Source organism: Microcystis sp. CS-574 (assembly GCF_028329095.1).
Classification (GTDB): domain Bacteria; phylum Cyanobacteriota; class Cyanobacteriia; order Cyanobacteriales; family Microcystaceae; genus Microcystis; species Microcystis ichthyoblabe_A.
Genome location: NZ_JAQMSY010000162.1, coordinates 21381 through 43426 on the forward strand (window position 1 = coordinate 21381; position 22046 = coordinate 43426).

At 42.6% G+C, this 22046-nt stretch carries 28 protein-coding genes and 2 pseudogenes; 17 read left to right on the forward strand and 13 right to left on the reverse strand.

Features of this window, described 5'->3' with window-relative positions; translation table 11 throughout:
- From PN470_RS12870 to PN470_RS22185, 10 genes are all read left to right on the forward strand, one after another.
- Window positions 1-648: a Uma2 family endonuclease gene (locus tag PN470_RS12870; protein WP_272104640.1), complete on the forward strand. Its 648-nt coding sequence runs from the start codon at window positions 1-3 to the stop codon at window positions 646-648.
- Between the two features lie 2 nt (window positions 649-650).
- Entirely contained in the window at window positions 651-1049 is a 399-nt protein-coding gene (locus PN470_RS12875) for a nucleotidyltransferase family protein (RefSeq protein ID WP_272104641.1), read from the forward strand.
- A complete protein-coding gene (locus PN470_RS12880; RefSeq protein WP_002732274.1) occupies window positions 1046-1390 on the forward strand; it encodes a HepT-like ribonuclease domain-containing protein in 345 nt (114 codons plus the stop codon). Before PN470_RS12875 ends, PN470_RS12880 begins: the two co-directional genes overlap by 4 nt.
- A gap of 12 nt (window positions 1391-1402) precedes the next feature.
- On the forward strand, window positions 1403-2914 hold the full coding sequence (locus tag PN470_RS12885) for a restriction endonuclease subunit S (RefSeq protein ID WP_272104642.1): 1512 nt from the start codon (window positions 1403-1405) through the stop codon (window positions 2912-2914).
- 213 nt (window positions 2915-3127) lie between these two features.
- Complete coding sequence (locus tag PN470_RS12890; RefSeq protein ID WP_002734461.1) at window positions 3128-3526, forward strand: GxxExxY protein; 399 nt, start codon at window positions 3128-3130, stop codon at window positions 3524-3526.
- A gap of 44 nt (window positions 3527-3570) precedes the next feature.
- Window positions 3571-3912 (forward strand): hypothetical protein, encoded by a 342-nt coding sequence (locus PN470_RS12895; protein ID WP_272104643.1) that lies wholly within the window; start codon window positions 3571-3573, stop codon window positions 3910-3912.
- Entirely contained in the window at window positions 3899-4219 is a 321-nt protein-coding gene (locus PN470_RS12900) for a type II toxin-antitoxin system RelE family toxin (RefSeq protein WP_002733533.1), read from the forward strand. Before PN470_RS12895 ends, PN470_RS12900 begins: the two co-directional genes overlap by 14 nt.
- 24 nt (window positions 4220-4243) lie before the next feature.
- Window positions 4244-5731, forward strand: a complete 1488-nt coding sequence (locus PN470_RS12905; protein ID WP_103111580.1) for a class I SAM-dependent DNA methyltransferase — start codon at window positions 4244-4246, stop codon at window positions 5729-5731.
- Between the two features lie 48 nt (window positions 5732-5779).
- Entirely contained in the window at window positions 5780-6082 is a 303-nt protein-coding gene (locus PN470_RS22180) for a gamma-glutamyltransferase (RefSeq protein WP_334310439.1), read from the forward strand.
- Window positions 6083-6094: 12 nt separating this feature from the next.
- Window positions 6095-6307: a gamma-glutamyltransferase gene (locus tag PN470_RS22185; RefSeq protein ID WP_334310440.1), complete on the forward strand. Its 213-nt coding sequence runs from the start codon at window positions 6095-6097 to the stop codon at window positions 6305-6307.
- A gap of 69 nt (window positions 6308-6376) precedes the next feature.
- Here the strand turns inward: PN470_RS22185 and PN470_RS12915 are convergent, their stop codons facing one another.
- From PN470_RS12915 to PN470_RS12925, 3 genes are all read right to left on the reverse strand, one after another.
- Entirely contained in the window at window positions 6377-9082 is a 2706-nt protein-coding gene (locus tag PN470_RS12915) for a phycobilisome rod-core linker polypeptide (protein WP_272104644.1), read from the reverse strand.
- Between the two features lie 174 nt (window positions 9083-9256).
- Complete coding sequence (gene cutA / locus PN470_RS12920) at window positions 9257-9595, reverse strand: divalent-cation tolerance protein CutA (RefSeq protein ID WP_271936257.1); 339 nt, start codon at window positions 9593-9595, stop codon at window positions 9257-9259.
- A gap of 126 nt (window positions 9596-9721) precedes the next feature.
- Window positions 9722-10429 carry a Crp/Fnr family transcriptional regulator gene (locus tag PN470_RS12925; RefSeq protein ID WP_004157994.1) on the reverse strand — a complete coding sequence of 236 codons (708 nt, stop codon included), beginning with the start codon at window positions 10427-10429 and terminating at the stop codon, window positions 9722-9724.
- Window positions 10430-10484: 55 nt separating this feature from the next.
- On the opposite strand from PN470_RS12925, the gene PN470_RS12930 reads away from it, so the two are divergent.
- From PN470_RS12930 to PN470_RS12950, 5 genes and pseudogenes are all read left to right on the forward strand, one after another.
- Window positions 10485-11684 (forward strand): hypothetical protein, encoded by a 1200-nt coding sequence (locus tag PN470_RS12930; protein ID WP_016516393.1) that lies wholly within the window; start codon window positions 10485-10487, stop codon window positions 11682-11684.
- Between the two features lie 339 nt (window positions 11685-12023).
- Window positions 12024-12161 (forward strand): annotated as a pseudogene (locus PN470_RS12935) (ISL3 family transposase); the annotation flags it as partial.
- Window positions 12137-12322, forward strand: coding sequence for a hypothetical protein (locus tag PN470_RS12940; protein WP_002734259.1), 186 nt, complete (start codon window positions 12137-12139; stop codon window positions 12320-12322). The pseudogene PN470_RS12935 and the gene PN470_RS12940, both read left to right, overlap by 25 nt.
- 4 nt (window positions 12323-12326) lie before the next feature.
- Window positions 12327-12461, forward strand: a pseudogene (locus PN470_RS12945) (element excision factor XisH family protein); the annotation flags it as partial.
- Between the two features lie 43 nt (window positions 12462-12504).
- Complete coding sequence (locus PN470_RS12950; RefSeq protein WP_002775412.1) at window positions 12505-12750, forward strand: hypothetical protein; 246 nt, start codon at window positions 12505-12507, stop codon at window positions 12748-12750.
- A gap of 67 nt (window positions 12751-12817) precedes the next feature.
- Here PN470_RS12950 and PN470_RS12955 read toward each other — a convergent pair whose 3' ends face one another.
- The 5 genes from PN470_RS12955 to bchM all read right to left on the reverse strand — a co-directional run bounded on the left by PN470_RS12955 (window position 12818) and on the right by bchM (window position 15580).
- A complete protein-coding gene (locus PN470_RS12955; protein ID WP_002733188.1) occupies window positions 12818-13165 on the reverse strand; it encodes a carbon dioxide-concentrating mechanism protein CcmK in 348 nt (115 codons plus the stop codon).
- A 104-nt stretch (window positions 13166-13269) separates the two neighbouring features.
- The gene (locus PN470_RS12960; RefSeq protein ID WP_002732196.1) at window positions 13270-13578 is read right to left on the reverse strand and encodes a carbon dioxide-concentrating mechanism protein CcmK; all 309 of its coding nucleotides are present in this window, start codon (window positions 13576-13578) and stop codon (window positions 13270-13272) included.
- Between the two features lie 27 nt (window positions 13579-13605).
- Window positions 13606-14124 carry a peptide-methionine (S)-S-oxide reductase MsrA gene (gene msrA, locus PN470_RS12965; protein WP_103111585.1) on the reverse strand — a complete coding sequence of 173 codons (519 nt, stop codon included), beginning with the start codon at window positions 14122-14124 and terminating at the stop codon, window positions 13606-13608.
- Window positions 14117-14884 (reverse strand): 3-methyl-2-oxobutanoate hydroxymethyltransferase, encoded by a 768-nt coding sequence (gene panB, locus PN470_RS12970; protein ID WP_271936262.1) that lies wholly within the window; start codon window positions 14882-14884, stop codon window positions 14117-14119. Before panB ends, msrA begins: the two co-directional genes overlap by 8 nt.
- 3 nt (window positions 14885-14887) lie before the next feature.
- Window positions 14888-15580, reverse strand: a complete 693-nt coding sequence (bchM, locus tag PN470_RS12975) for a magnesium protoporphyrin IX methyltransferase (RefSeq protein ID WP_103111587.1) — start codon at window positions 15578-15580, stop codon at window positions 14888-14890.
- A 211-nt stretch (window positions 15581-15791) separates the two neighbouring features.
- Between bchM and pyk the strand changes: the two genes are divergently transcribed.
- Together pyk and PN470_RS12985 are read left to right on the forward strand one after the other, a co-directional pair.
- Window positions 15792-17213 carry a pyruvate kinase gene (gene pyk / locus PN470_RS12980; protein WP_103111588.1) on the forward strand — a complete coding sequence of 474 codons (1422 nt, stop codon included), beginning with the start codon at window positions 15792-15794 and terminating at the stop codon, window positions 17211-17213.
- 121 nt (window positions 17214-17334) lie between these two features.
- Window positions 17335-17487 carry a histidine phosphatase family protein gene (locus PN470_RS12985; RefSeq protein WP_256094029.1) on the forward strand — a complete coding sequence of 51 codons (153 nt, stop codon included), beginning with the start codon at window positions 17335-17337 and terminating at the stop codon, window positions 17485-17487.
- 120 nt (window positions 17488-17607) lie between these two features.
- Here the strand turns inward: PN470_RS12985 and clpB are convergent, their stop codons facing one another.
- The 5 genes from clpB to PN470_RS13010 all read right to left on the reverse strand — a co-directional run bounded on the left by clpB (window position 17608) and on the right by PN470_RS13010 (window position 21896).
- A complete protein-coding gene (clpB, locus tag PN470_RS12990; protein WP_103111589.1) occupies window positions 17608-20226 on the reverse strand; it encodes an ATP-dependent chaperone ClpB in 2619 nt (872 codons plus the stop codon).
- Between the two features lie 713 nt (window positions 20227-20939).
- Entirely contained in the window at window positions 20940-21149 is a 210-nt protein-coding gene (locus PN470_RS12995) for a DUF6887 family protein (RefSeq protein ID WP_002734197.1), read from the reverse strand.
- 81 nt (window positions 21150-21230) lie between these two features.
- Entirely contained in the window at window positions 21231-21455 is a 225-nt protein-coding gene (locus tag PN470_RS13000; RefSeq protein ID WP_190538096.1) for a type II toxin-antitoxin system RelE family toxin, read from the reverse strand.
- A gap of 34 nt (window positions 21456-21489) precedes the next feature.
- On the reverse strand, window positions 21490-21702 hold the full coding sequence (locus tag PN470_RS13005) for a hypothetical protein (RefSeq protein ID WP_002743287.1): 213 nt from the start codon (window positions 21700-21702) through the stop codon (window positions 21490-21492).
- Window positions 21696-21896, reverse strand: coding sequence for a hypothetical protein (locus PN470_RS13010; protein ID WP_016516387.1), 201 nt, complete (start codon window positions 21894-21896; stop codon window positions 21696-21698). The genes PN470_RS13005 and PN470_RS13010 overlap by 7 nt, the downstream gene beginning before the upstream one ends.
- Window positions 21897-22046: the final 150 nt, after the last annotated feature.

A 22046-nucleotide genomic window follows, 5' to 3' on the forward strand; every position in this document is an offset into this window, starting at 1 on the left:
ATGAAAACACTCACAAAATCACCCGCAGAAAATTATCTGATACTACACCCCATTAGTTGGCAAACCTTTGGGCGAATCTGCGAGGAATTAAGCCAAAATTCGAGTAAGCGTCTGACCTATAATCAGGGATATTTGCAGATTATGAGTCCTTTAATGGAACATGAGAACAATAACTGGTTTATTTCCCGTCTTGTCTTTATCATGGCAGAAGAATGGGATTTAAACATTAAAAGTGTCGGTTCTCTAACCCTGAAAAGAGATGATATTCAAAAAGGAATTGAGCCGGATGCTTGTTTTTACCTCAAAAATGAACCGGAAGTCAGAAATAAGTTATCAATCGACCTTAACCAAGGAGATAAACCCCCAGATTTAGCGATAGAAATTGATATTACCAGTGGTTCCCTCGATAAATTCCCCATTTATGCCGCCTTAGCCGTGCCGGAAATCTGGCGATATGATGGGAATAACCTCCGGTTTTATGGATTGAATCAGGAAACAAACGGTTATGAAGAAATAACCGAAAGTTTAGCCTTTCCCCTCTTAGATATAACCCTAATTCCTTCATGGCTAGAACAAAGGTTTATCATCGGAGAAACAGCCACCTTAAAGCAAGTGAGACAATGGATAAAAGAACAAATTAAGGAGTAAATATGACCTTACAAGATGTGATGGAATTAGCCAAGCAATTATCGCCGATGGATAAAAAACGTCTCGTTGAACAGCTTTCCTCTGAACTGAAGTCAGAAGAAGTTAAACCGAAAACTTTAGAGGAAATCAAAGCAATTTTAATCCTTTATAAGCCCTTTTTAATAGAGAGGTTTAAAATCCTTGAATTAGGACTTTTTGGTTCCTATGTCAGGGGAGAACAAACTAAAGATAGTGATGTGGATATTTTAGTAGAATTTTCCCAAGTCCCCACCTTATTTGATTTAGTAGAAGTTGAGTATTTAATTAGTGATAAACTTGGTCTTCCTGTGGATTTAATTGATAAAAAATCCTTAAAAGCTGCCCTTCGTGAACAGATTCTCAATGAGACAGTTTATCTATGAAAAGGATTGTCAAAAATTATCTAGAGGATATTTTAAAATATGCTAAAATAATCCAAGAACAAACCATAAATTTATCTTTTGAGGAATTTGAACAAAATGAGGAGAGAGTTTTATCAGTGATGATGGCTTTGGCAATTATTGGGGAAGCGAGTAAAAATATTCCTGATGAGTTTCCCTGTCTCTATCCACAAATAGAATGGCGGAAAATGGCAGGAATGCGAGATAAAATTATTCATGACTATTCAGAGGTTAGATTAATCACGCTTTGGCAAACATCCCAAGACAATATCCCTGATTTAATTGCAAAAATGACAACTATTATTAATCCTCAAGAGGAGTGATTTTTATTAATTATGACTGACTCAAACTCAAATTATTCAGATTTACCCCTGGGGTGGAAGTGGATTGTTATCAGCAACGTTGCGAATGTAGATTTAGGAAAAACCCCTAAAAAATCTCAATATATAAATGAGGGTAAATTCAAGATTATCAAGTTTAGAGATGTCGATTATTCTGGAATAGATTGGTTTAACTCAAAAGCTGGTTTTGTCACAGAAAATTCCATAGCAGAACTCAAAGAACTTATTCCGTATGATGTTTTAATAACTTCCTCTGCTCATTCTTCAGAACACATAGGAAAAAAAATTGCATTTGTCAAAAAGATTCCTCAAGAGTATGAAAGAGTGTTTTTTGTTGGTGAATTACTCAACATTAGAAGTCAACCAGATATTTTAAATCCTCAATTTGTCTTTTTCTATTTTTTGTCAAGAGATGGTTATACAGCTATACAATCTAAGGTGAAAGGAGTGCATTTAACTTCTGGAGAAGCCAGAAAACTTGAAATTCCCCTCCCTCCCCTACCTGAACAACATCGAATTGTCGAGAAAATTGAAGAATTATTCTCGGAATTAGATAACGGGGTTGCATCCCTGAAAAAAGCGCTAGAACAACTAAAAACCTACCGTCAAGCGGTGTTAAAATGGGCATTTGAGGGCAAATTAACTGAAAAATGGCGCAACACACATCAAGACAGTCTAGAGGATGCCGATACCCTATTAGAACAGATTAAAGCTGAAAGAAAACGCCATTATCAGCAACAATTAGAAGACTGGAAACAAGCGCTTAAAGAATGGGAAAATAACGGCAAGGAAACCAAAAAACCCACCAAACCCCAACAACCAAAAGATTTACCTCCCCTCACCAAAGAAGAATTAAGCAATTTACCCAGTTTACCTAATGGTTGGATGTGGGTGAAAGTTGATTATCTTCTATCTCTTGATAAAAAAGGAATGACAACGGGACCTTTTGGAACTTTATTAAAAAAATCAGAACATCAAATATCAGGTATTCCCGTTTTGGGAATTGAAAATATTGGTAATGGAGTATTTCTACCAAAAAACAAAATTTTTATCACAGAAAAGAAAGCAAGAGAACTGTCATCTTTTGAAGTTTCAGGAGGTGATATTATCATTTCCCGTTCTGGAACAGTGGGAGAAATTTGTTTAGTCCCTGATTATTTTGGCTATTCTTTAATTTCAACTAATCTTATTAGAATTTCCTTGAATAAAACCATAATAAGTCCTAAGTTTTTTGTATTTTTATTTTTAGGAGGTGGAAGTGTACGAGAGCAAGTAAAAGAGTTATGTAAAGGTTCTACCAGAGATTTTTTAAATCAAACCATTTTACAAAGTATCATATTTCCATTTCCTTCCCTCCAAGAACAAACGCAAATTGTGCAAGAAATCGAATCAAGATTATCAGTATGTGACCAATTAGAAGCCACCCTCACCGAGAACTTAGACAAAGCGGAAGCATTGCGCCAAAGCATCTTAAAACGGGCCTTTGAGGGTAAACTCGTACTATGATTAGGAATGATTAAATGAGGACTATGATTGAGGGATTGATGGGGTGATAAAGTGGTCAAAAAATCTGATACTTGTAGTAAAATCTAATCATAGCCAATCAGAAAATCACATAAATCATAGTACGGATTGATGGGGTGATAAAGTGGTCAAAAATCTGATACTTGTAGTAAAATCTAATCATAGCCAATCAAAAAATCGTATCAAGTCAATAGCATGAGTTACGTTTCTTCTCAATATCCAGACAGCGAATTAACAGGTAAAATAATCGGTTGTGCCATGGAAGTACACCGCATACTAGGAAACGGCTTTCAGGAAAAAATCTATCAGCGCGCCTTAGCCATAGAAATGACATATCAAGGAATTTCCTTTAGTCAAGAACACGAAATGAATATCATTTATAAAGGAACACATATCGGCACAAGACGAGTTGATTTTTTTGTAGAAGGAAGGATAATGTTAGAAATCAAAGCCGTCATTAAACTTGAAGATGTTCACCTCGCACAAGCCATTAATTATATAGAAATTTATAGACTTCCCATCGGTTTACTAATTAACTTTGGCTCAAGAAGCTTAGAATTTAAACGAGTCATGAAACCAAAACCAAAACCATGATTAGGAATCATTAAATGATGACTATGATTGAGATAACTAATAGGATGCTCGATTCAAAAAATCTGATACTTGTAGCAAAATCTAATTATAGTCAATCAAACAACCACACAAAATATAGTACAGAAATGGCACAAGCAATTCGTCAAACCACCTTCGTTCAATCCGATGGAACAATAAAAATCGACACCCCCCAACTTCCCCAAGGGGCAAAAGTCGAAGTTATTGTCATCCTCGAAGACAATCCTCAAACCCTGTCAGCCGAAGCTTTAGCTATAGAAAGACTGCCCCAATTAGATAATCCCAGTCAATTAATTACTCTTATCCAAGCAGACCAAGAAATTGACGAAGATGAGCTAAAACAGTGGGTTGCCAATGAGCAAAGCTAAAAATCCTTATATTGTTCAAAGCGTCAAAGAATTACAAAATGACATCTCGCAATTACCGCCAAAACTGCAACAAAAATGGCAAAACTATCAAAAAATACTCGCCTTAGACCCCTATCAAACGTTAGGATTTCCTAGTCATAACTTAACAGGAAAACTCAAAGGATGTCGTGCCTTAGAAATCGATTGGAATGGAACCCCCTACCGTCTTGTTTATCGCATCCATGACAAACCTTCTCCTAAACGAGTGGTTATTCTAAGCTTTGCTGAACATGACCCTGCTTATGAAAAAGCCAAAAAACGCCAATAAAACCCTAATAAACAAACCAATGTCATGAATACCGCCTCAATTGTGTCAAAAGTTTGGAGTTTTTGTAACACCCTGCGGGATGATGGGGTCAGTTATGGGGACTACCTTGAACAACTCACCTACCTCCTATTCCTGAAAATGGCTGATGAATACGCCAAACCGCCCTATAATCGCAAAATCGGCATCCCCTTTGAATACGACTGGCAAAGTCTGCGGAGCAAACGAGGGGCCGACCTCGAAGCTCATTACCTCGGCATATTACGCGAATTAGGGCAAAAAAAAGGCTTATTAGGGCAAATCTTCACCAAAGCTCAAAACAAAATCCAAGACCCTGCCAAACTGCTCAAAATCATCACCATGATAGATGAAGAAAACTGGGTGATGATGGAAACGGATGTCAAAGGCGACATATACGAAGGACTTCTAGAAAAAAACGCCGAAGACACCAAAAGCGGCGCCGGCCAATACTTCACCCCCCGGCCCTTGATTTGGGCCATGGTAGAATGCTTGCGTCCCCAACCCATGGCAACTATTGCTGACCCTGCCTGTGGAACCGGCGGCTTTTTTCTGGCAGCCTATAACTTTTTGGTCAAAAATCATCCCTTAGACCGAGAACAGAAAGAATTTCTCAAAAAAAGCACCTTTCACGGTAATGAAATCGTCGCCAATACAAGACGCCTGGCATTGATGAATATGTTTCTGCATAATATCGGCGATATTAACGATGAGCAATGCTTTATCGCCTCCACCGATGCTCTGATTGCTCCTTCTCCCCTTAGCGTCGATTATGTCCTTGCTAATCCCCCTTTCGGCAAAAAAAGCAGCCTGACTTTCACTAATGAAGACGGGGAACAGGACCGAGAAGACTTAACCTATAATCGTCAGGATTTTTGGGCAACCACTTCTAATAAACAACTCAACTTCGTCCAGCATATTCGTTCCATGCTCAAAAGCACAGGACAAGCTGCCGTGGTTGTCCCCGATAACGTCCTTTTCGAGGGTGGCGCCGGGGAAACCGTCCGCAAACAACTATTATCAACCACCGACCTGCATACTATCCTCAGATTACCCACCGGCGTATTTTATAAACAGGGAGTGAAAGCCAACGTCATCTTTTTTGATAATAAACCCGCCGCTAAAGACCCTTGGACAAAAGCTATCTGGTTTTATGACTTTCGCACCAATATTCACTTTACCCTCAAGAAAAACCCCTTAAAACCAGCCGATTTACAGGACTTCATCACCTGTTATCATCCCCAAAATCGTCATCAACGCAGCGAAACCTATTCAGAACAGAATCCCGAAGGACGTTGGCGAAAATTCACCTATGATGAGATTATCGCCAGGGATAAAACCAGCCTCGATATATTTTGGCTCAAAGATAAAAGTTTAACCGACCTTGACAACCTGCCTGACCCCGATGTGCTGGCTTTGGAGATTATGGAAAACCTCGAAGCTGGATTAGAAAGCTTTCGGACAATTGTGGACAGTTTAGAAGTCACCGAGACTTAATGCTTCCAACTTCCATCGGGGAAGGTGAGAAATTCTAGACTAATACACTTGTTCGCACCATTAATTCTACCAAAAACCCCAGAAGGGAACCGTCTATCTGGCCACAAGCGATCGAGATTTTCCGGTATTGTAAAGTTTCAATCCAATTTTGATGGTTTTGCCATTGGTATTTTAGTCCCCCAGAGGGGAATCGCCCTACATAATCTTGCTAGTGGTTTTACCGTCGAATTGGGTCATCCTAACCCCATTACCCCCGCTAAACGCCCTTTTCATCTGATTATCCCCAGTTTTCTCCGTTGGGATAATGGCACTTTTGATGGGCGCACCGATGCCCCCCAAGTCCCCCGATAAATGGCGGTAAACATGGTTAACCATCATTTCAATCCTCAAACCGCCCTTGATGCCCCTAGATGGCGATTTTTACGGGGAAACAGCGTACTTTTAGAAAGGGGTGCAGCCCCCGAATTACTGCCCAGATTAACCGCCAGAGGCCATCAGGTAGCGATCGCAGATTCCTCCCATTTTGGCAAGGGTCAAATTATCCGGCAAATTGCGAACCTCGGTCCGATGGGTTAGCTTTGGGATACTAAACTAAAAAAAAGCTCGTGTTGAACACGAGCTAAATTAACTAACTTCAAGGACTAATTAGCCACCGACCTTAACTACCGGTTTAAAACTGGGAACCACCAGTTCACTATCCTGTTTAGTCAGCTTATTGTATAAGCGTTCCGTATTGGGGAAATTAGCGGCCGGTAGAGTTGGGAAACGACGATAGGGAACCGTATCTTCACCAAATAATTGTAGGTATTCCATGCTATTAACCATGGCACCGATAAAGGCTTTTAATCCCTTAGTTGCCAGAATTTGGTTATATTTCTGGATTTCTTTTTGATTCAAGGGAGCGCGACCTAAGAAGTGCTTGGTTCCCAATTCAATTACTTTCGTATTCGGATAGGGAGCATAGAATTCTTTCAGGTAAAGATCCGAACAACCTAAACCCTCAATAAACTCTTTCACCGTGATCTCAGCATTGCTTAATTTACTCTCTAAAGCGGTAAATTCGGCATTGATGATATAGGGTTCGAGATCCCGTTCAAAAATCTGACGATAGGCAGCGCGAACAGTATTTTGTACGGCAACTTTATCCAGATTAGTTAACAGTTTAAAGATCTTAGTTTGTTCCCGTTGAACCGTGACACCTTGACCGACACGGGATTGAATATCCGGTTCAGTGCGAATCGAACTCGACGGTGTACCCAATTCAATAAAGCGCGGGGTTTCCTCTTTATCAACTCTTTGGCCGATATCTTCGCGGAGATTGCCCAAACGCACCATCCGTAACTGCATCCCTTGGGGAGTTAGATAGCGCTCGTAGGGAACCGTATCTTCGCCAAAAGCTTCCGTATATTCAGGACTGTCGATAATGGCATCGATTAAAGCATAGAAGCCTTTTTTCGAGCAAAGATCGAAGTATTGATTCATTTCCTGACGACCGTAGGTAGGACGACCGAGCAGACGACGGTGAATATATTCGATCGCTTTCACCACATAGAGAGGAGTCCAGTAGATTTTCCGGAAAGCCTCCGATTTAGCTAGGGTTTTGATAAACTCGCGCAGAGTAATATCGCCATTTTCTAACTTAATCTCGGCCACGGATAAACGCTGACCTTCGTAGGGCATTCGACCGAAAACCTGACGATAAGCCGCTAAAATCACTCTTTGGGTGGAACTTTCGCCAAATTTAACGCTTACCCCATTGCTAGAACCGGGTAACTCGTTATTGAGACGGAAAACTTTCGGTCCCAAAGTACCGGGGAATTCACCTCGGGCGCCGGGGTTGCTATTTTGGTTATTAGTCGCCGGTCCGCGGTGGATGAGGATACGTTTGGTATCCTTACTGAAGGGAGCGGGACTAGAACTAGGTTCGCGGGTTTCTTTCGGGAAAATTGCCCCAAATTGGATTTCTAGGGGGTCATTTCCGGAACCGTAAACGTGCTGATCCGGTAAGGGGCGATCGTATTTAGCAAAGGTGGTGATAAATTGGGGAACTTTGCGGAAAGGTGCGCTGTAGTTAAACAGGTCGATCTGCATCCCCCAGTTACGACATTCCTGTGCTTCTGCACCCAAACCCCGGAGATAGGGAACGGTTTCTTCGCCGAAATAGTCGGAATACTCCTGAGAATCCACTAAAGCATCGATTAACGCCCCTAAACCGCCGCTAGAGACGATCGAGAAGTATTTCTGCACTTCTTCCCGGGAGGAAGGACCGCGACCGAGGAAATGACGGAAAGCCAATTCTAGAGCGCGACTATTGATAAAAGGTTCAAAGAACTGTTTACGATAGAGAGGCGATTTACCGAGACGACGGACAAATTCTTTCATCGAGATGTCGCCGTTTTTCACCTTCGATTCTAGGTCAGAAATGGACTGACTATAGGCGCGGGTGATGTCCCGTTCAAAAATTTGTCTGTAGGCTGCCTTAATAATCGAAGATTTTTCCGACTCCGATAAACCGGTTTTCATGACAAACTTTTGCCGTTTTTCGGCGCCATTGTAGTAGCTTTGGGGAAGACTTAAACCCTGTTGGTCACTACTGGGACGCTGACGCAGTTTATTAGAGGGGGTGGGGGCTTTTAATTCCCCTAGTAGGATATTGAAATAGTCACTGATTAAAGTGGCCGCATCCTTGTCTCTTTGGAAATACTCGATCGAAGCGGCCCGCATTTCCTGTAGGGCCACGATGGTGGCATCAATAGAACAGGCATTTTCGAGAACTTCCCTTAAACCGCGGGTATTAACGATCAGGATACTGGTATCACCAGCGACGATCGCGTATGTAATATAACGCAGGAACCAGGATAAATCCCGGAGGGACTTCTGCATATTGCTCGGACCGTAACGAGAGACGTTAATCGGTCGGAATCCGGGGGGAATCGGGCCGCTAGAGGCGAAAATCCCTTTTAAACCACCGAGGAAGCCACCACCGCCACCAGAGCCGCTTTCAGCGTAGGTAACGGTTCCTAATTTCATCCCTTCCTGGACGTTGATCATTTTACCCGCACCCACCAGGGCCAATTCTTCCACGGGGGGTTTTTCTAGGTAGGCCATGGGGGAACCACCGGTAAAAATCCGGTTAGCTGCCCGCGAGACGATCAAATCGGAGTTCCGGGTGAGCGTTTGGGCAATATCTAAACGCTTGCTCCCCGATTGGAAGTAGGCGATCAGTTCGTTGAGTTCGGGTTTATCGAGAAAGCGGTCTTGTTGTTCTGCTTGGGTAATGGCAGATACCGGGACGGTTTGATAGAGTTGGGGACGCGCTAAGGAGCTGCCACCGCTTGCCTTAAGACTCATTGGATTTTAACTATCTCCCTTGACGATGTGCTGAGTTCTCCAATCGTGGAGGCGATCGGTCTTAAAACCAGATGTTTAAACATTTAATCAGCATCTAGATTAAAACTTTTTGCGCTTCCTGAGATAGTTTATTAAGAATTATATAGATTTTTTTCGCTCAAGTTGCCGATTGGTCTATTCTGACACCCCACTGGTATGGGAGGCTAACCAGTCTAAATAGGTCTGAGAACCCGCCACAATCGGTAAAGCGATGATTTCTGGGACGGCATAGCTATGAAGTTCCTGTATCTTCGCCGATAACTGCTCAAACTGCTTTAAATCGGTTTTAATCACTAATTGCCATTCGCGCTCGTTTTCAATCTGTCCCTGCCAACGATAAATGGAACGCATCGGGTAAATACTGACACAAGCGGCCAGGCGCTCGTTAAGTAAGGCGATCGCTAGGTGTTCCGCTTCCGTTTCGCTGGCCGTTGTCACCAGCACCACTCCAAAACCGGTTAATTTTTCAGTCATACTAAATCCGTTGAGTACAGGCTACATATCAGGACAGGCAAAAGGCAATAGGCAACAGGCAACAGACAATAGGCAATAGGAGGAATAGATAATCAGTCTTTGATAACTGATAACTGATAACTGAATTTAGGCGATCGCTTTTTCTAAAGCGGCCAGATCGGGAATACAGAGAGATTCCTGCTCTCGTTGAATCAGGCCTTTTTTCTCCAATTTAGTCAAGGATCGGGTCACGGTTTCCCGGGCCAGTCCACTAATACCACTCAATTCCCGGTGAGGTAAATTAGGAATTATCGCACCCTGACCGCTTTTTTCTCCTTGACCTTCGGCTAAAAAGAGTAAAGTATCGGCGACTCTGGAGAGACTATCGGCCTCGCGCAAACGTAAACGCTGGTTAACTTGACGCAAACGCTTGGCCATTAACTGAGAAAGACGAATTCCCGCTAAAGGCTCCGATTTGAGCAGATTAACAAAATCTTGGGCGGGAATACTGCTAATTGTGGCCGTGGTTAAGGTGATAGCATCGGTGGAGCGGGTAGATTCTTCTAAAGCGGCCATTTCTCCGACTATTTCCCCTTTACCGAGGATATTTAAGGTGACTTCTTTGCCATCCATATTGTAAGTACGAATTTTCACCCAACCATCCAGAATAAAGTAAACTGACCCCCCCCAATCATTTTCTAATAAAATCGCCCGATTAGCAGGATGAGTGCGGGTGACAACATGAGAAGTAACTTTATCGATGGTTTCAGGGGGTAAACCGACCAATAAGGTGGCTGTATCCAATAATTTTTGAATCTCTGCCGATTTTTCGGCAGGATAGCGTTTTTCTTCCATAGTTTAATATTTAAATTTTGTTCGTTTCAAGTGAGTGATTCTACAATAGACAGTTGTGGGTATTTTTATTTATCTAGTGACCGATAAACAGGATTTTTCCTCTCTACTGACCGAGATCGATCGGATTCTTGCCAAGGTGATTTCATCTCTAGTTAACCCGCAAGAAGTTACTTCCGAGACAATTATCGCCACTCGTCAACATTTAGAATCGGCCAAAGCGCTTCTTTTTCCTTTATTATCCCCCGATCGAACCCCTGAAGTTGTCCGTTGGTCTCTGGGAATGGAGGTACAACCACCAGGGGTGAAAATCGTCTTTTTTCGGGAAAGCCAAGGATTGATCGATTTTTATCCTCTTTCTTGGAGTCTAGCAACGGGAACGAGCGATCTCTTACCCTGCTCTCAGGTGGAAGAATATCTAATTAGCTGGCTATCTAATCGGGATTTTAGCACCGATTCTTGGCTCTGGGAAGCCCTAGAGCGATTAGAAGCTATTATTATTACCGATGACGGGGAAACCCCCACGGATGACCTAAAAAAAGCCCTTCTCACAGCGCAACTAATACCCCCCGATCGCCTCTCTAGTCTGGAAACAGCGATCGCTACTGCTCTGGCCTATATTCCCACTAGCGACCAACCCCAACCCCAAACCCTACTGGTGATCGAAGGTAAACGAGAGACTACCACTTTAGCGCTGCTGGAAGTGCCACGGCAAACTTGCTCTTTATCCCGTCCAGCAATTGCTCTAAGCCATTTTAACTACGGGGAAAACACCTATGAACAGGCCATACTCTCTCAGTTAATTTATCCTCTCTGGCGTTCTTTTTTGCCGCTTTCGCTCTCCGATCTCACCGATACTAATCCCTTAAAAAAATCTTTACTGGCAGCCGCTAGATTAACTAAATTAATCCTGCAAGAAGAAAGCGAATTTACCTCCTCTCTAGCTGGTCATACTTGGACGGTCAGTCGCCTGGATTTAAATAAGAAGGTCATTATGCCATATCTAGATAATTTAAGACAAAAAGTTAATGATTTGTTAGAAAAACAGCAAAAAAGTCTTAAAGATATCGATCAAATAATTTTTAGCGGTAATTTTTTCTTAACCATTTGGCCCTATTTTCTAACAGAAATTCAGCAAGAATTTGCTGGCTGCCATCTAGAGGCACCCAGTCAGGAAAACTTCTCACCAGCAATCTTGGGTTTAGGTCGTCTCTGTTTATTTTCGGCTCTTAGAGGTGAGAAGGTCAATAATGCTTAAAAAATCGACCTCAGCCTCATTTAAAAGTCAGAATTTAGGGGTGAATAGAATTTTTAGGGTAATTGGGTCGAATACTCAACAAAGGCGCTGGTGATTCGGTAGCAGTGATGGTGGTTTAATGCTTTGCCAGTTGGACATTATAAGCTAAGACGCATTTTAACCGCCTATCCTTAGATTAGCAACAATCTCCCCCAATCCCTTTACTATTGCCCCTTGTCTCATCTCAACAAGCAGTTTAAATACACGGACAGCTTATTATTCATAGCAGATAACCAATCATGGCTCTTCTAGGTTCTGTGTGAGCATGGTATAATAGTAAAACAGAACAGGAGGTGGGTTATGTGGATAAATTTTGATCAACTCCTCGATTTACCAAATGTAACAGTGGTCAATTATCAAAAAATTGCTCAGACAATTTTCCTAAAGCTTGCTCTTTTAAATGAAACAATTGAATGTCCGATGAAATACAATTGCAATTTGCTTTATCCAATGGTCGCGTGATTTTTACTCAAGATACTGATTTTTTAAGAATCAATCAACTAGCACGTTGCTTCAAGTCAGAAAAATTCCCCTCTATCCGTCCCAACCTAATCGAGACTATTGGTCACTGGCTAAATAACGCGATCGCCGAACCATAAAAAAATGCCTGCCAAAGATATTTTCCATGATTGTGTAAAACACGCCCTAATCAAAGATGGCTGGATAGTTACCGATGATCCCTTAAGTCTTAAAATTGGCAAAAAAGACTTGTTTATTGATCTAGCAGAGGAACTGTTAACACAAATTGATCCCCCCTAGTCCCCAAAAGAAGAATCTCCCCATGAGTAACCCTATTATCATTGAAACTGACTTAAAAGATATTCTCGCTAAACTTGACAATCGGTTAGAGCGAATCGAAACAAAACTAGAAGTATTACCGAAAATAGAGGCCGAAGTTTCCCAACTCAAAGAAGATGTCAAAGACTTGAAAGAAAGGGCAACGGCTCAAATATGGGCTTTGATAGTCACTGTTATCGGTGCAACTGTTGCAGCAATTATCAAATTCGGTTTTCTGACTAAAACTTAAATCATCCCTAAAAACTAAGTTGGAACTAGACAAGTTCCAACCAGTAACAAAAAATTGACCTTGAAGATTAACGACGGATTGGTGCCATCGCACCGTCGGCAGCAGCACGAAAAGGTTCCACTGCCTCGCTATAATCGATTGGTAAAATAGCCACCACGTTATCGTGAGGACGGGGAATAATTACCCAGGTTTCTAAAGCTGCCCCCTCGGTTTTATTGACGGCTTCAATGCCGGCAGCCATAGCGGTTTTTACCTCCTGTACATCCCCACGAATATTGAGGGTAAAACGGGCGCTTCCTGCCCTTAAATAACCAACAATCGTGATCCGTCCTGCTTTTACCATCGCATCGGCGGCCGCTAGAATACCGGGGAAACCTTTGGTCTCGATCGATCCCACCGCGGGTTGGGCTGTCATAAATTAACTCCTAATAACAAAAATCAGATAAGTTTAATTGATAGAATCCAATCTATTTTCCAGTCTTTAACTATAGTCTAGTTTGGGGCTAATCGCTAGGGAAATTAACTGCGAAAACGGTCCGACTTAGGCGTATGCTGCACTGGTAAAACCGCCAGTACATTTTCTGGAGGATTCGGTACGATGTAATGACTGACCACATTACCACCAAAAGCGGTCATCGCCGCCGCTAATCCTGCCTCTACTGCCGGTTTAACCTCGGAAATCGGACCGCGAATCGCCACCAAAAATTCGCCCCTTTCCGCTAGATCAAAATAAACTAGGGTGACTCGTCCCCCTTTAACCATGGCATCCGCCGCCGCTAAAACGGGGGGAAAACCCAACGTTTGAATGACTCCGACCGCCTCGGGCATTTTTCCTGATCTCCTGCGAAAGCAATTTTACATTATACCCCGATCCTGTCTTGATATTTTCTTCTGGAAATCCTCGACCGATCGAGCCTGTTTTTTCTCCAAATACTGTTGATGGGACTGATCGGCCAGATAATAATCTCCTGCGGGTTCGATCAAAGTAACGATATCTTGCTGAAACTTTCCCGATAGTTGTAGTTGACGCTTGGAAGCAGTGGCGATTAACTTTTGTTCCGGGGTGTGATAAAAAATAATCGATCGATATTGTTCTCCCCGGTCCGGTCCTTGGCGATTTAACTGAGTCGGATCATGGATTGACCAAAAAACGGCTAATAACGCCTCGTAGCTTATTTCTTGGGGATTATATTCAATTTGTGCCACTTCCGCATGACCGGTAATTCGCGATAAGACATCGAGATAACTAGGATTGGGAAAATGTCCCCCCATATAACCCACAGAAGTCGCAAAAACCCCCGATAAACGCCGAAATGCGTCCTCGGTTTTCCAAAAACAGCCGGCCCCAAAGGTAGCTTTTTCGCCGCTATTCATTTCTCCTCACATACTTGGCAAATTCTACCACTGCTTTTGTAATTGTCTCGCTTAAATTAGCATAAACTTTGGCAAAAGGGGGAGCTTTTTCGGTTAATCCTAGGATATCCGCCGTTACTAACACCTGACCATCACAATCTTCCCCCGCACCGATACCAATCGTCGGGATAGTCAATTTATCGGTAATAGTAGCGGCTAAATTGGCGGGAATATGTTCCAAAACCAGGGCAAATACTCCCGCTTTCTCCAAGGCTAAAGCTTCCTCGATTAATCTTTGTGCCTCCGATGGAGTTTTTCCCTGCTGACGGTATCCTAACCGATGGACTGACTGGGGAGTTAATCCGATATGACCCATAACAGGGATGCCTATCTCGGTTAAACGGCTAATAGTCTCGATCATAGCGGGATAACCTCCCTCTAATTTTACCCCTTGCACTCCCGCTTCCTTTAACATCCTTCCGGCGGAGTGAATTGCCTGACTGACACTTTCCTGATAGCTGAGAAAAGGCAAATCACAGACAACTAAAGCTTGTTTTACCCCGCGAGACACGGCCGCCGCGTGGTGAATCATCGCCTCGAGGGTGATCGGTAAAGTGGTAGGATAGCCCAAAGCGGTCATAGCTAAGGAATCACCTACCAAGATAATATCAATTCCTGCCCGATCGAGCAGTCGCGCGATCGGATAATCCCAAGCTGTGAGGGTGACAATCGCGCGTTTTTGCTGTTTCCACTCGATTAATTTGCTGGTGGTGACTGCCATTATTTATTCACTGCGGACAGCTTCGAGGATACGGGAAAAATAGAAACGAGTGCTAGTCATACTCGTCCGTTCAATTTTAAAGCCATTTTCGTTTAAAGCGGCGATAATAGTTTTTTCCTTGTGTTGATAAGCGCGAGTGGTTTTACTCGGACCGGGGAAAAATTGACCAATTTTCTTGAGAATGGTTAATAAACAGGTTTTAGGGGCAAAACTGAGGATTAAACGGGATTGAGCTAGGGTTCCCAAGTGTTTAATCATGCCTAAGGCTTCTTCTGTGGGATAGTGAATGAGAACATCAAGACAGATGACTGTGTGATATTGGCCGGTTAATGCTTCTAAATCTTGAACGGCAAAGGTGAGTTTACTGGTATCTGCTAACTCTTTGGCTGCTCTTTCCTTGGCTTCTGTCACCATTTTCTCAGAAATATCACTGGCGAAAATAGTTGCGCCCGCTTGAGCGAGGGGAATACTAAGACTACCGACTCCACAACCGGCATCACAGATCGAGAGATTAGGCAAATTGTCATCACTTTCTAACCAACCGATAACGGTATCAATCGTCTGTTGATGACCGATGCGAATATCTTTTTGTACTTTGTTAACTTCGCCATCCCCATAAATCCGGCGCCAGCGATCGAATCCCGTGGCGTTAAAATAGTCCTTGACTATGGCTTTATCGTCTAATGTGTTGGTCATAAGGAAATCTAAACGAGCGGAGATGGTTATTAGTTTATCCTACCGTGAAAGCTCTCAACGGTTGCTGCTGATAGCTGACTCCTGACTGCTCAGGAGAGGACCGGGAGCGATGGCAAGTCTGTGGAAAAGCTTAATTTGTTTTTCGCTTCACCGTTAGTTAACCTAAAGTGAATATCATGTAATCGTCCCAAGATCGATTAGTAAGGGTTCCATGTCAATTATTACCCATAGAACTAAGATCGTAGCCACGATCGGCCCTGCCAGTAATTCGCCAGAAGTCCTCAAGGAAATGATCGGTGCGGGGATGAATGTAGCGCGGCTAAACTTTTCCCACGGTAGCTACGAAGATCATGCGAGAGTTGTTAGCCTTTTACGGCAAATTTCTCAAGAATTAGACAATCCGATCACTCTCCTGCAAGATTTACAAGGGCCGAAAATTCGCGTCGGTAATCTCCCCAATGGTTCGATTACCATCAACGACGGCGACTATCTCACCCTTGTACCCATGGATGAGTATCGGGGAGAACCGAACACCGTTTCGATCGATTATCCCTATCTGGCCGAGGAAGCACAGCTAGGTGAGCAAATTCTCCTTGATGATGGCTTATTAGAGCTAAAAATCGTTGAAATTAACGGAAAAGATCTAAAATGTCAAGTATTGGAGGGAGGAATTCTCAAGAGTCGCAAGGGAGTTAATCTACCCCGTCTCAATTTGCGCTTACCTTCCATGACCGAAAAAGACAAACAAGACCTAGAATTTGGTCTTGCTCAGGGGGTTGATTGGGTTTCCCTGAGTTTTGTTCGTAAAGGAGAAGATATCAAGGCGATTAAGGCATTTTTAGCCGAGAGAAATCATGGGGATGTGCCAGTGATGGCTAAAATTGAAAAACCGCAAGCGATCGAAAATTTGGAGTCAATTATCGAGGAATGTGACGGAATTATGGTGGCCCGGGGCGATTTGGGGGTAGAATTAAGTCCCGAAAAAGTCCCCATGTTGCAAAAACGCATTATCAAACTCTGCAACATGAAAACTATTCCCGTCATCACTGCCACCCAGATGTTAGAAAGCATGATTAACAATCCCCGACCGACTCGGGCCGAGGCTAGTGATGTGGCTAATGCGATTATCGATGGAACCGATGCGGTGATGTTATCGGGGGAATCAGCAGTGGGAGATTTTCCCGTCAAAGCTGTGGCTATGTTGGCCAAAATCGCCCATGATGTGGAAGCGGATGTGAAGTTTGATAATGCTCCCCCCAATCAGTCCGATGAAACTCACGCTCTCAGTGAGGCTTTAGTGGCGATCGATCAAACCCTTGATCTCCGTTATATTGTCACTTTTACCACCTCTGGCTACACTTCGCTACTGGCTTCTAAGGAACGTCCCTCGGTTCCTGTCATTGCCATGACTCCCAACAAACGAGTCTATCACCGTCTCAATCTAGTCTGGGGTGTGATCCCGATTCTTCTTGATCATCAGGTGTCCGTCTTTGAGGATGTGTTAAAGCAAACGGAATCAATTCTGCTTCAGAAAAATCTAGCCCAATCCGGCGATAAAATCCTGATTATGGCGGGAATTCCCATGCAGAAAACTAAAGGCACTAATTTCCTCAAAATTCACAGGATTCCCTAAGTTCTAGGAGTCAGGAGTCAGGACACAGGAGACAGGAGACAGGAGACAGGAGATTATTTCTATTTATTCTCCCCACACCCCACACCCCACTTCCCCATCTCCCCACTTCCCAAGAAAACCCATGTCAAAACTTGTATTAATTCGTCACGGCCAAAGTCTTTGGAATGCGGCCAATAAATTCACTGCATGGGTCGATGTTCCCTTGAGGAAACGCGGTAGGGCTGAAGCCATGATCGCTGCCTGTAAACTGAAAGAGGCCAATATCACGATCTAGGGTTTGCTGAAAAAGTCCCCTCGATTTCTCAACGTTTGTCTCTGGGACTTTTTTGACTAAAAAAGTCCCAAAACCGTTTTCTAGTAAGGCTTCTAGTAATTTTCAGCCAACCCTACTTAATTAAGCAGTTACTACCGGGGAAGCTAACCGTTTAAAGGTCAATCTTTCATCGGCCACATCGACAAAAATCGTGTCTCCCCCTTTAAATTCGCCGCGCAGAATTGCCTTAGCGATCGGAGTTTCCACATATCTTTGTACTGCCCGTTTTAGGGGTCGCGCACCGTACACTGGATCGTAACCAATTTCTGCTAGATAATCGAGGGCAATATCGGCAAGTTTCAGGGCTAATTTTTGTTCCATCAAGCGGTCGCTGAGATTGGCTGTCTGTAGTTTGACAATCGATCGCAGTTGCGCTTTTTGTAAACTATGGAAAATGATCGTTTCATCGATACGATTGAGAAATTCGGGACGGAAACTATTCCGCATTGCTTCCATCACTCGTGCCTGCATTTCCTCGTAACGAGACTCATCACCAGCCACGTCTAAAATGTATTGAGAACCGATATTACTGGTCATAATAATGATGGTATTTTTGAAATCAACCAGATGACCTTGAGAGTCGGTTAAGCGCCCATCGTCAAGGATTTGTAACATAACGTTAAAAACGTCGGGATGGGCTTTTTCAATCTCATCAAAGAGGATGACAGAGTAGGGACGACGCCGGATTGCCTCGGTTAATTGGCCTCCTTCATCGTAGCCGACGTATCCCGGAGGCGCACCCATGAGACGGGAAACGCTGTGTTTTTCCATGTATTCCGACATATCGATGCGAACTAGAGCCTCTTCCGTGTCAAAGAGATTGCGTGCTAGAGCTTTCGCTAATTCTGTCTTACCAACACCCGTCGGACCGAGAAAAATAAAGCTGGCCGTGGGACGGTTGGGATCTGATAAACCAGCGCGGGAACGTTGAATCGCTTCGGCTACGGCTGTGACCGCTTCTTCTTGACCGATGACACTTTCGTGTAATTCGTCTTCCAGATTGAGGAGTTTTTCTTTTTCCGATTCGATTAATTTATTGAGAGGAATTCCCGTCCATTTCGAGATAATTTCGGCGATATCCGATTCGAGAACTTCTTCCCTTAATAAACTTTTACCAGTGGTTTGTTTGTCGGCCAATTGGGTTTCTAGGGCGGACATTTGCCGCTGCAGATCGGTTAATTTTCCGAACTTTAATTCGGCGGCACGATTATAGTCATAATCTCGTTCGGCCTGTTGAATTTCTAGATTAACTTGTTCGATCGCTTCTTTAACTCCACGAACTCTATCGATAATCTCTTTTTCTCCTTGCCATTGGGCATTTAATCCCGATTGTTCTTCCTTGAGGTTAGCCAGTTCTTTTTCTAACTTTTCTAACCGTTCTCGCGAAGCTGGATCGTACTCCCGTTGTAGGGAAAGTCTTTCCATTTCTAACTGGAGAATTTTGCGATCAATTTCATCGAGTTCTTCCGGTTTAGAAGTGATTTCCATTTTCAATTTGGCCGCTGCTTCATCAACTAAATCAATGGCCTTATCGGGCAAAAAGCGATCGCTAATATAACGATTAGAAAGCAGTGCCGCTGCCACTAAAGCATTATCAGCAATTTTTACGCCATGATGCACCTCATAACGTTCTTTAAGACCGCGAAGAATCGAAATAGTATCGACCACATTTGGTTCATCTACTAAAACCTCTTGGAAGCGTCTTTCTAACGCCGCATCTTTTTCGATATATTTGCGGTATTCATCGAGGGTAGTGGCCCCAATACAACGCAATTCACCCCGGGCTAACATTGGTTTTAATAAATTGCCCGCATCCATTGCCCCTTGAGTGGCTCCCGCACCGACAACGGTATGAATTTCGTCAATAAACATGATGATATTGCCTTGGGAATCGGTGACTTCCTTGAGGACAGCTTTTAATCTTTCCTCAAACTCTCCGCGATATTTTGCTCCCGCAATTAAGCCGCCTAAATCGAGAGAAATGAGAGCCCGATCTAAAAGAGATTCTGGCACATCGCGGTTAATAATCCGCTGGGCTAATCCTTCGACAATGGCGGTTTTTCCTACTCCCGGTTCCCCGATTAAAACCGGGTTATTTTTAGTCCGACGCGAGAGGATCTGAATGGTGCGACGGATTTCGTCATCTCGTCCAATTACTGGGTCTAATTTACCTTCCCGTGCCAATTGGGTTAGATCCCGTCCGTATTTTTCTAGGGCTTCGTATTTGCCTTCTGGATTCTGATCGGTCACTTTTTGACTACCTCTGACTTGTTGAATAATTTCTTTGAGTTTGTTTTCGGTAAGTCCGAATTCTTGAAAAATATTTTTCCCGAAGCGATCATCTTTAGCGTAACCTAAAATTAAATGCTCGATCGAGATAAAGTCATCTCCAAATTCTCGGCGATAATTTTCCGCTCGATCGAGTAAACTATCTAAACTACGACCTAAATAAATCGAGTCGCCGGGGTTAGAGATTTTCGGTTGACTACGGATAAAGTCATCGGTTCGATCCCGCAAACGGGCTAGACTAATATTAGCTTTACTAAAGACACTGCCCGCTAATCCCTCCTGTTCAAGAAGGGCTTTCATTAGATGTTCGCTTTCGATTTGTTGCTGGCTGTTCTGTTTGGCAATGTCCGGCGTTTTGACGATTGCCTCCCAAGCTTTTTCTGTAAATTGTTGTGGATTGGTTGGCTGCATTTTCTATAAGAGATTACTTTTATACTCTAGAGATTATTCTAGATTGACCAGTTCGTCGGCTCCTAGGGGCTTACCGTACCTAGTTAAGGGGGATTTCCCCTCAATGGTGCGATTTAAGCGGCTAAAGTTTCAAGTTTATAAGCTGTCAGGGATTTAAACTGCGTCTTGGAAATTTTAGTACAAATGTTCAAACTCTCAACCAAGCTAAAATCTTAATTATTGAAGATGTCCACTGATTACTAGAGTTCTTGCATAATTAATTTTGCTTAGGTACTTACTAAATCCGGTTATTAAAGACTGATTATTTATTCCTCCTCTTGCCTATCCTGATATGTAGCCTATACTCAACGGATTTAGTATTACCTAGCACAGTTGAGACAATCACAGTTACAGTAGCGGCTGCAATTAAGCTAAATGCTAACTGAACTACCCATTGTGTAGCTTTTTGATAGTTATCGAATTTTTAGTTAAATTGCTCAAGTTACTTTTTTAATTCTCGTAACTCAGTGATCTGTTGTTGGTTGTCTTGAGTATCCTCAGTTGTCAATGTCATGGGAAATTCAAGGGTTTGTACTGTTTGCTATTTCAGATCATAATCTATCTTGATTGATAACCCACGATGATTAAAGTTAGCGGTGCGTTACACTACGTTAAAGCACCCTACAAAATCGGCGATCGCAATTTTTCGATAATAATCGCATAACGCACGATTTCTATTCCTCAATTATTTGATTTAATTTTTCCTTGAAAATCGTTTCTATTTCTTTATAGGACATCGTTTGAGGTGCGGGATAGTTAAACCCGTCTTTTTTTCGGCTTAATAATACTTCTAGTGCTTCACTAAAAATAGCTTCTTCGTTTCGATGTTCCGAAAGATACTGACGGAGTTCTGCGTTAGTCATTTCCGAAGGTGATTTTTTCATAATTCAAAGTTCCAATTTCCCTGTTCATCGATTAAAATGATTAGAAAGCAATTGACAGATAAAGATAGCGGTATTTTTCTATCAAGGAAAAGTTTTGTAAATTTCTCTACGATGTGCGACCCGTTGACAGATGATGGTTTGATTGGGTTTATCAATAGTCAGGCCAATCCTATAATCTGCAACTCTAATTTTATATTTATCTTTATGTCCTTTCATTTTATCGAGATAGCCTAATTCAAAAGGATTGTCAGTTTCTAACTCGGAAAATACGATCAACTCAATACGAGATTGTATGTGCTTTGGCAAAGAGGTTAATTCTTTTAAAAATCTCTTGTTATATTCAACCTTCTACATTTTTATTTTTAAGCAATTCTAAATATTGTAAGGCTTTTTCTTTGTCTAGGATTTGATCATTTTCAACTTCTTCGATGAGTTTTCCTAGTCCGTAATCCTCTAGGATTTCTTCGATTTTTTCAAATTCAGCAATGGGAATTTGAACGGCAATCGGCTTTTGATCTTTGTCTAATACATAGCTTTTGTTAATTTCTAGCATTTGGTTCTCTCAATAGTATCATTTTCGCTATTTTTTGTCATGTTTTGGGCGGTATTTAACCGAACTAATTTTCTACCACTTTTCGCTTGTCTCTCCCTCCAATCGGCGCAAATCGCTTTTATATCGTAGTTGAAAGACTTGGCGTGTTCTTCTCTAATCTTATGAATTTCTTCGAGTATTTCATCTTCCCACATAGCTCATTCTCCCATTAACTCATAAGGTGTACAGATTAGCGGTAATTTGTAGCCGAAATCCGCGCATATATTGAGAAGTTTTTTCTGAATTTGAGCATTAGTAATATGTTTACAGTTCCATGTTAACAGATAAAAGTCGCGGACAGGATG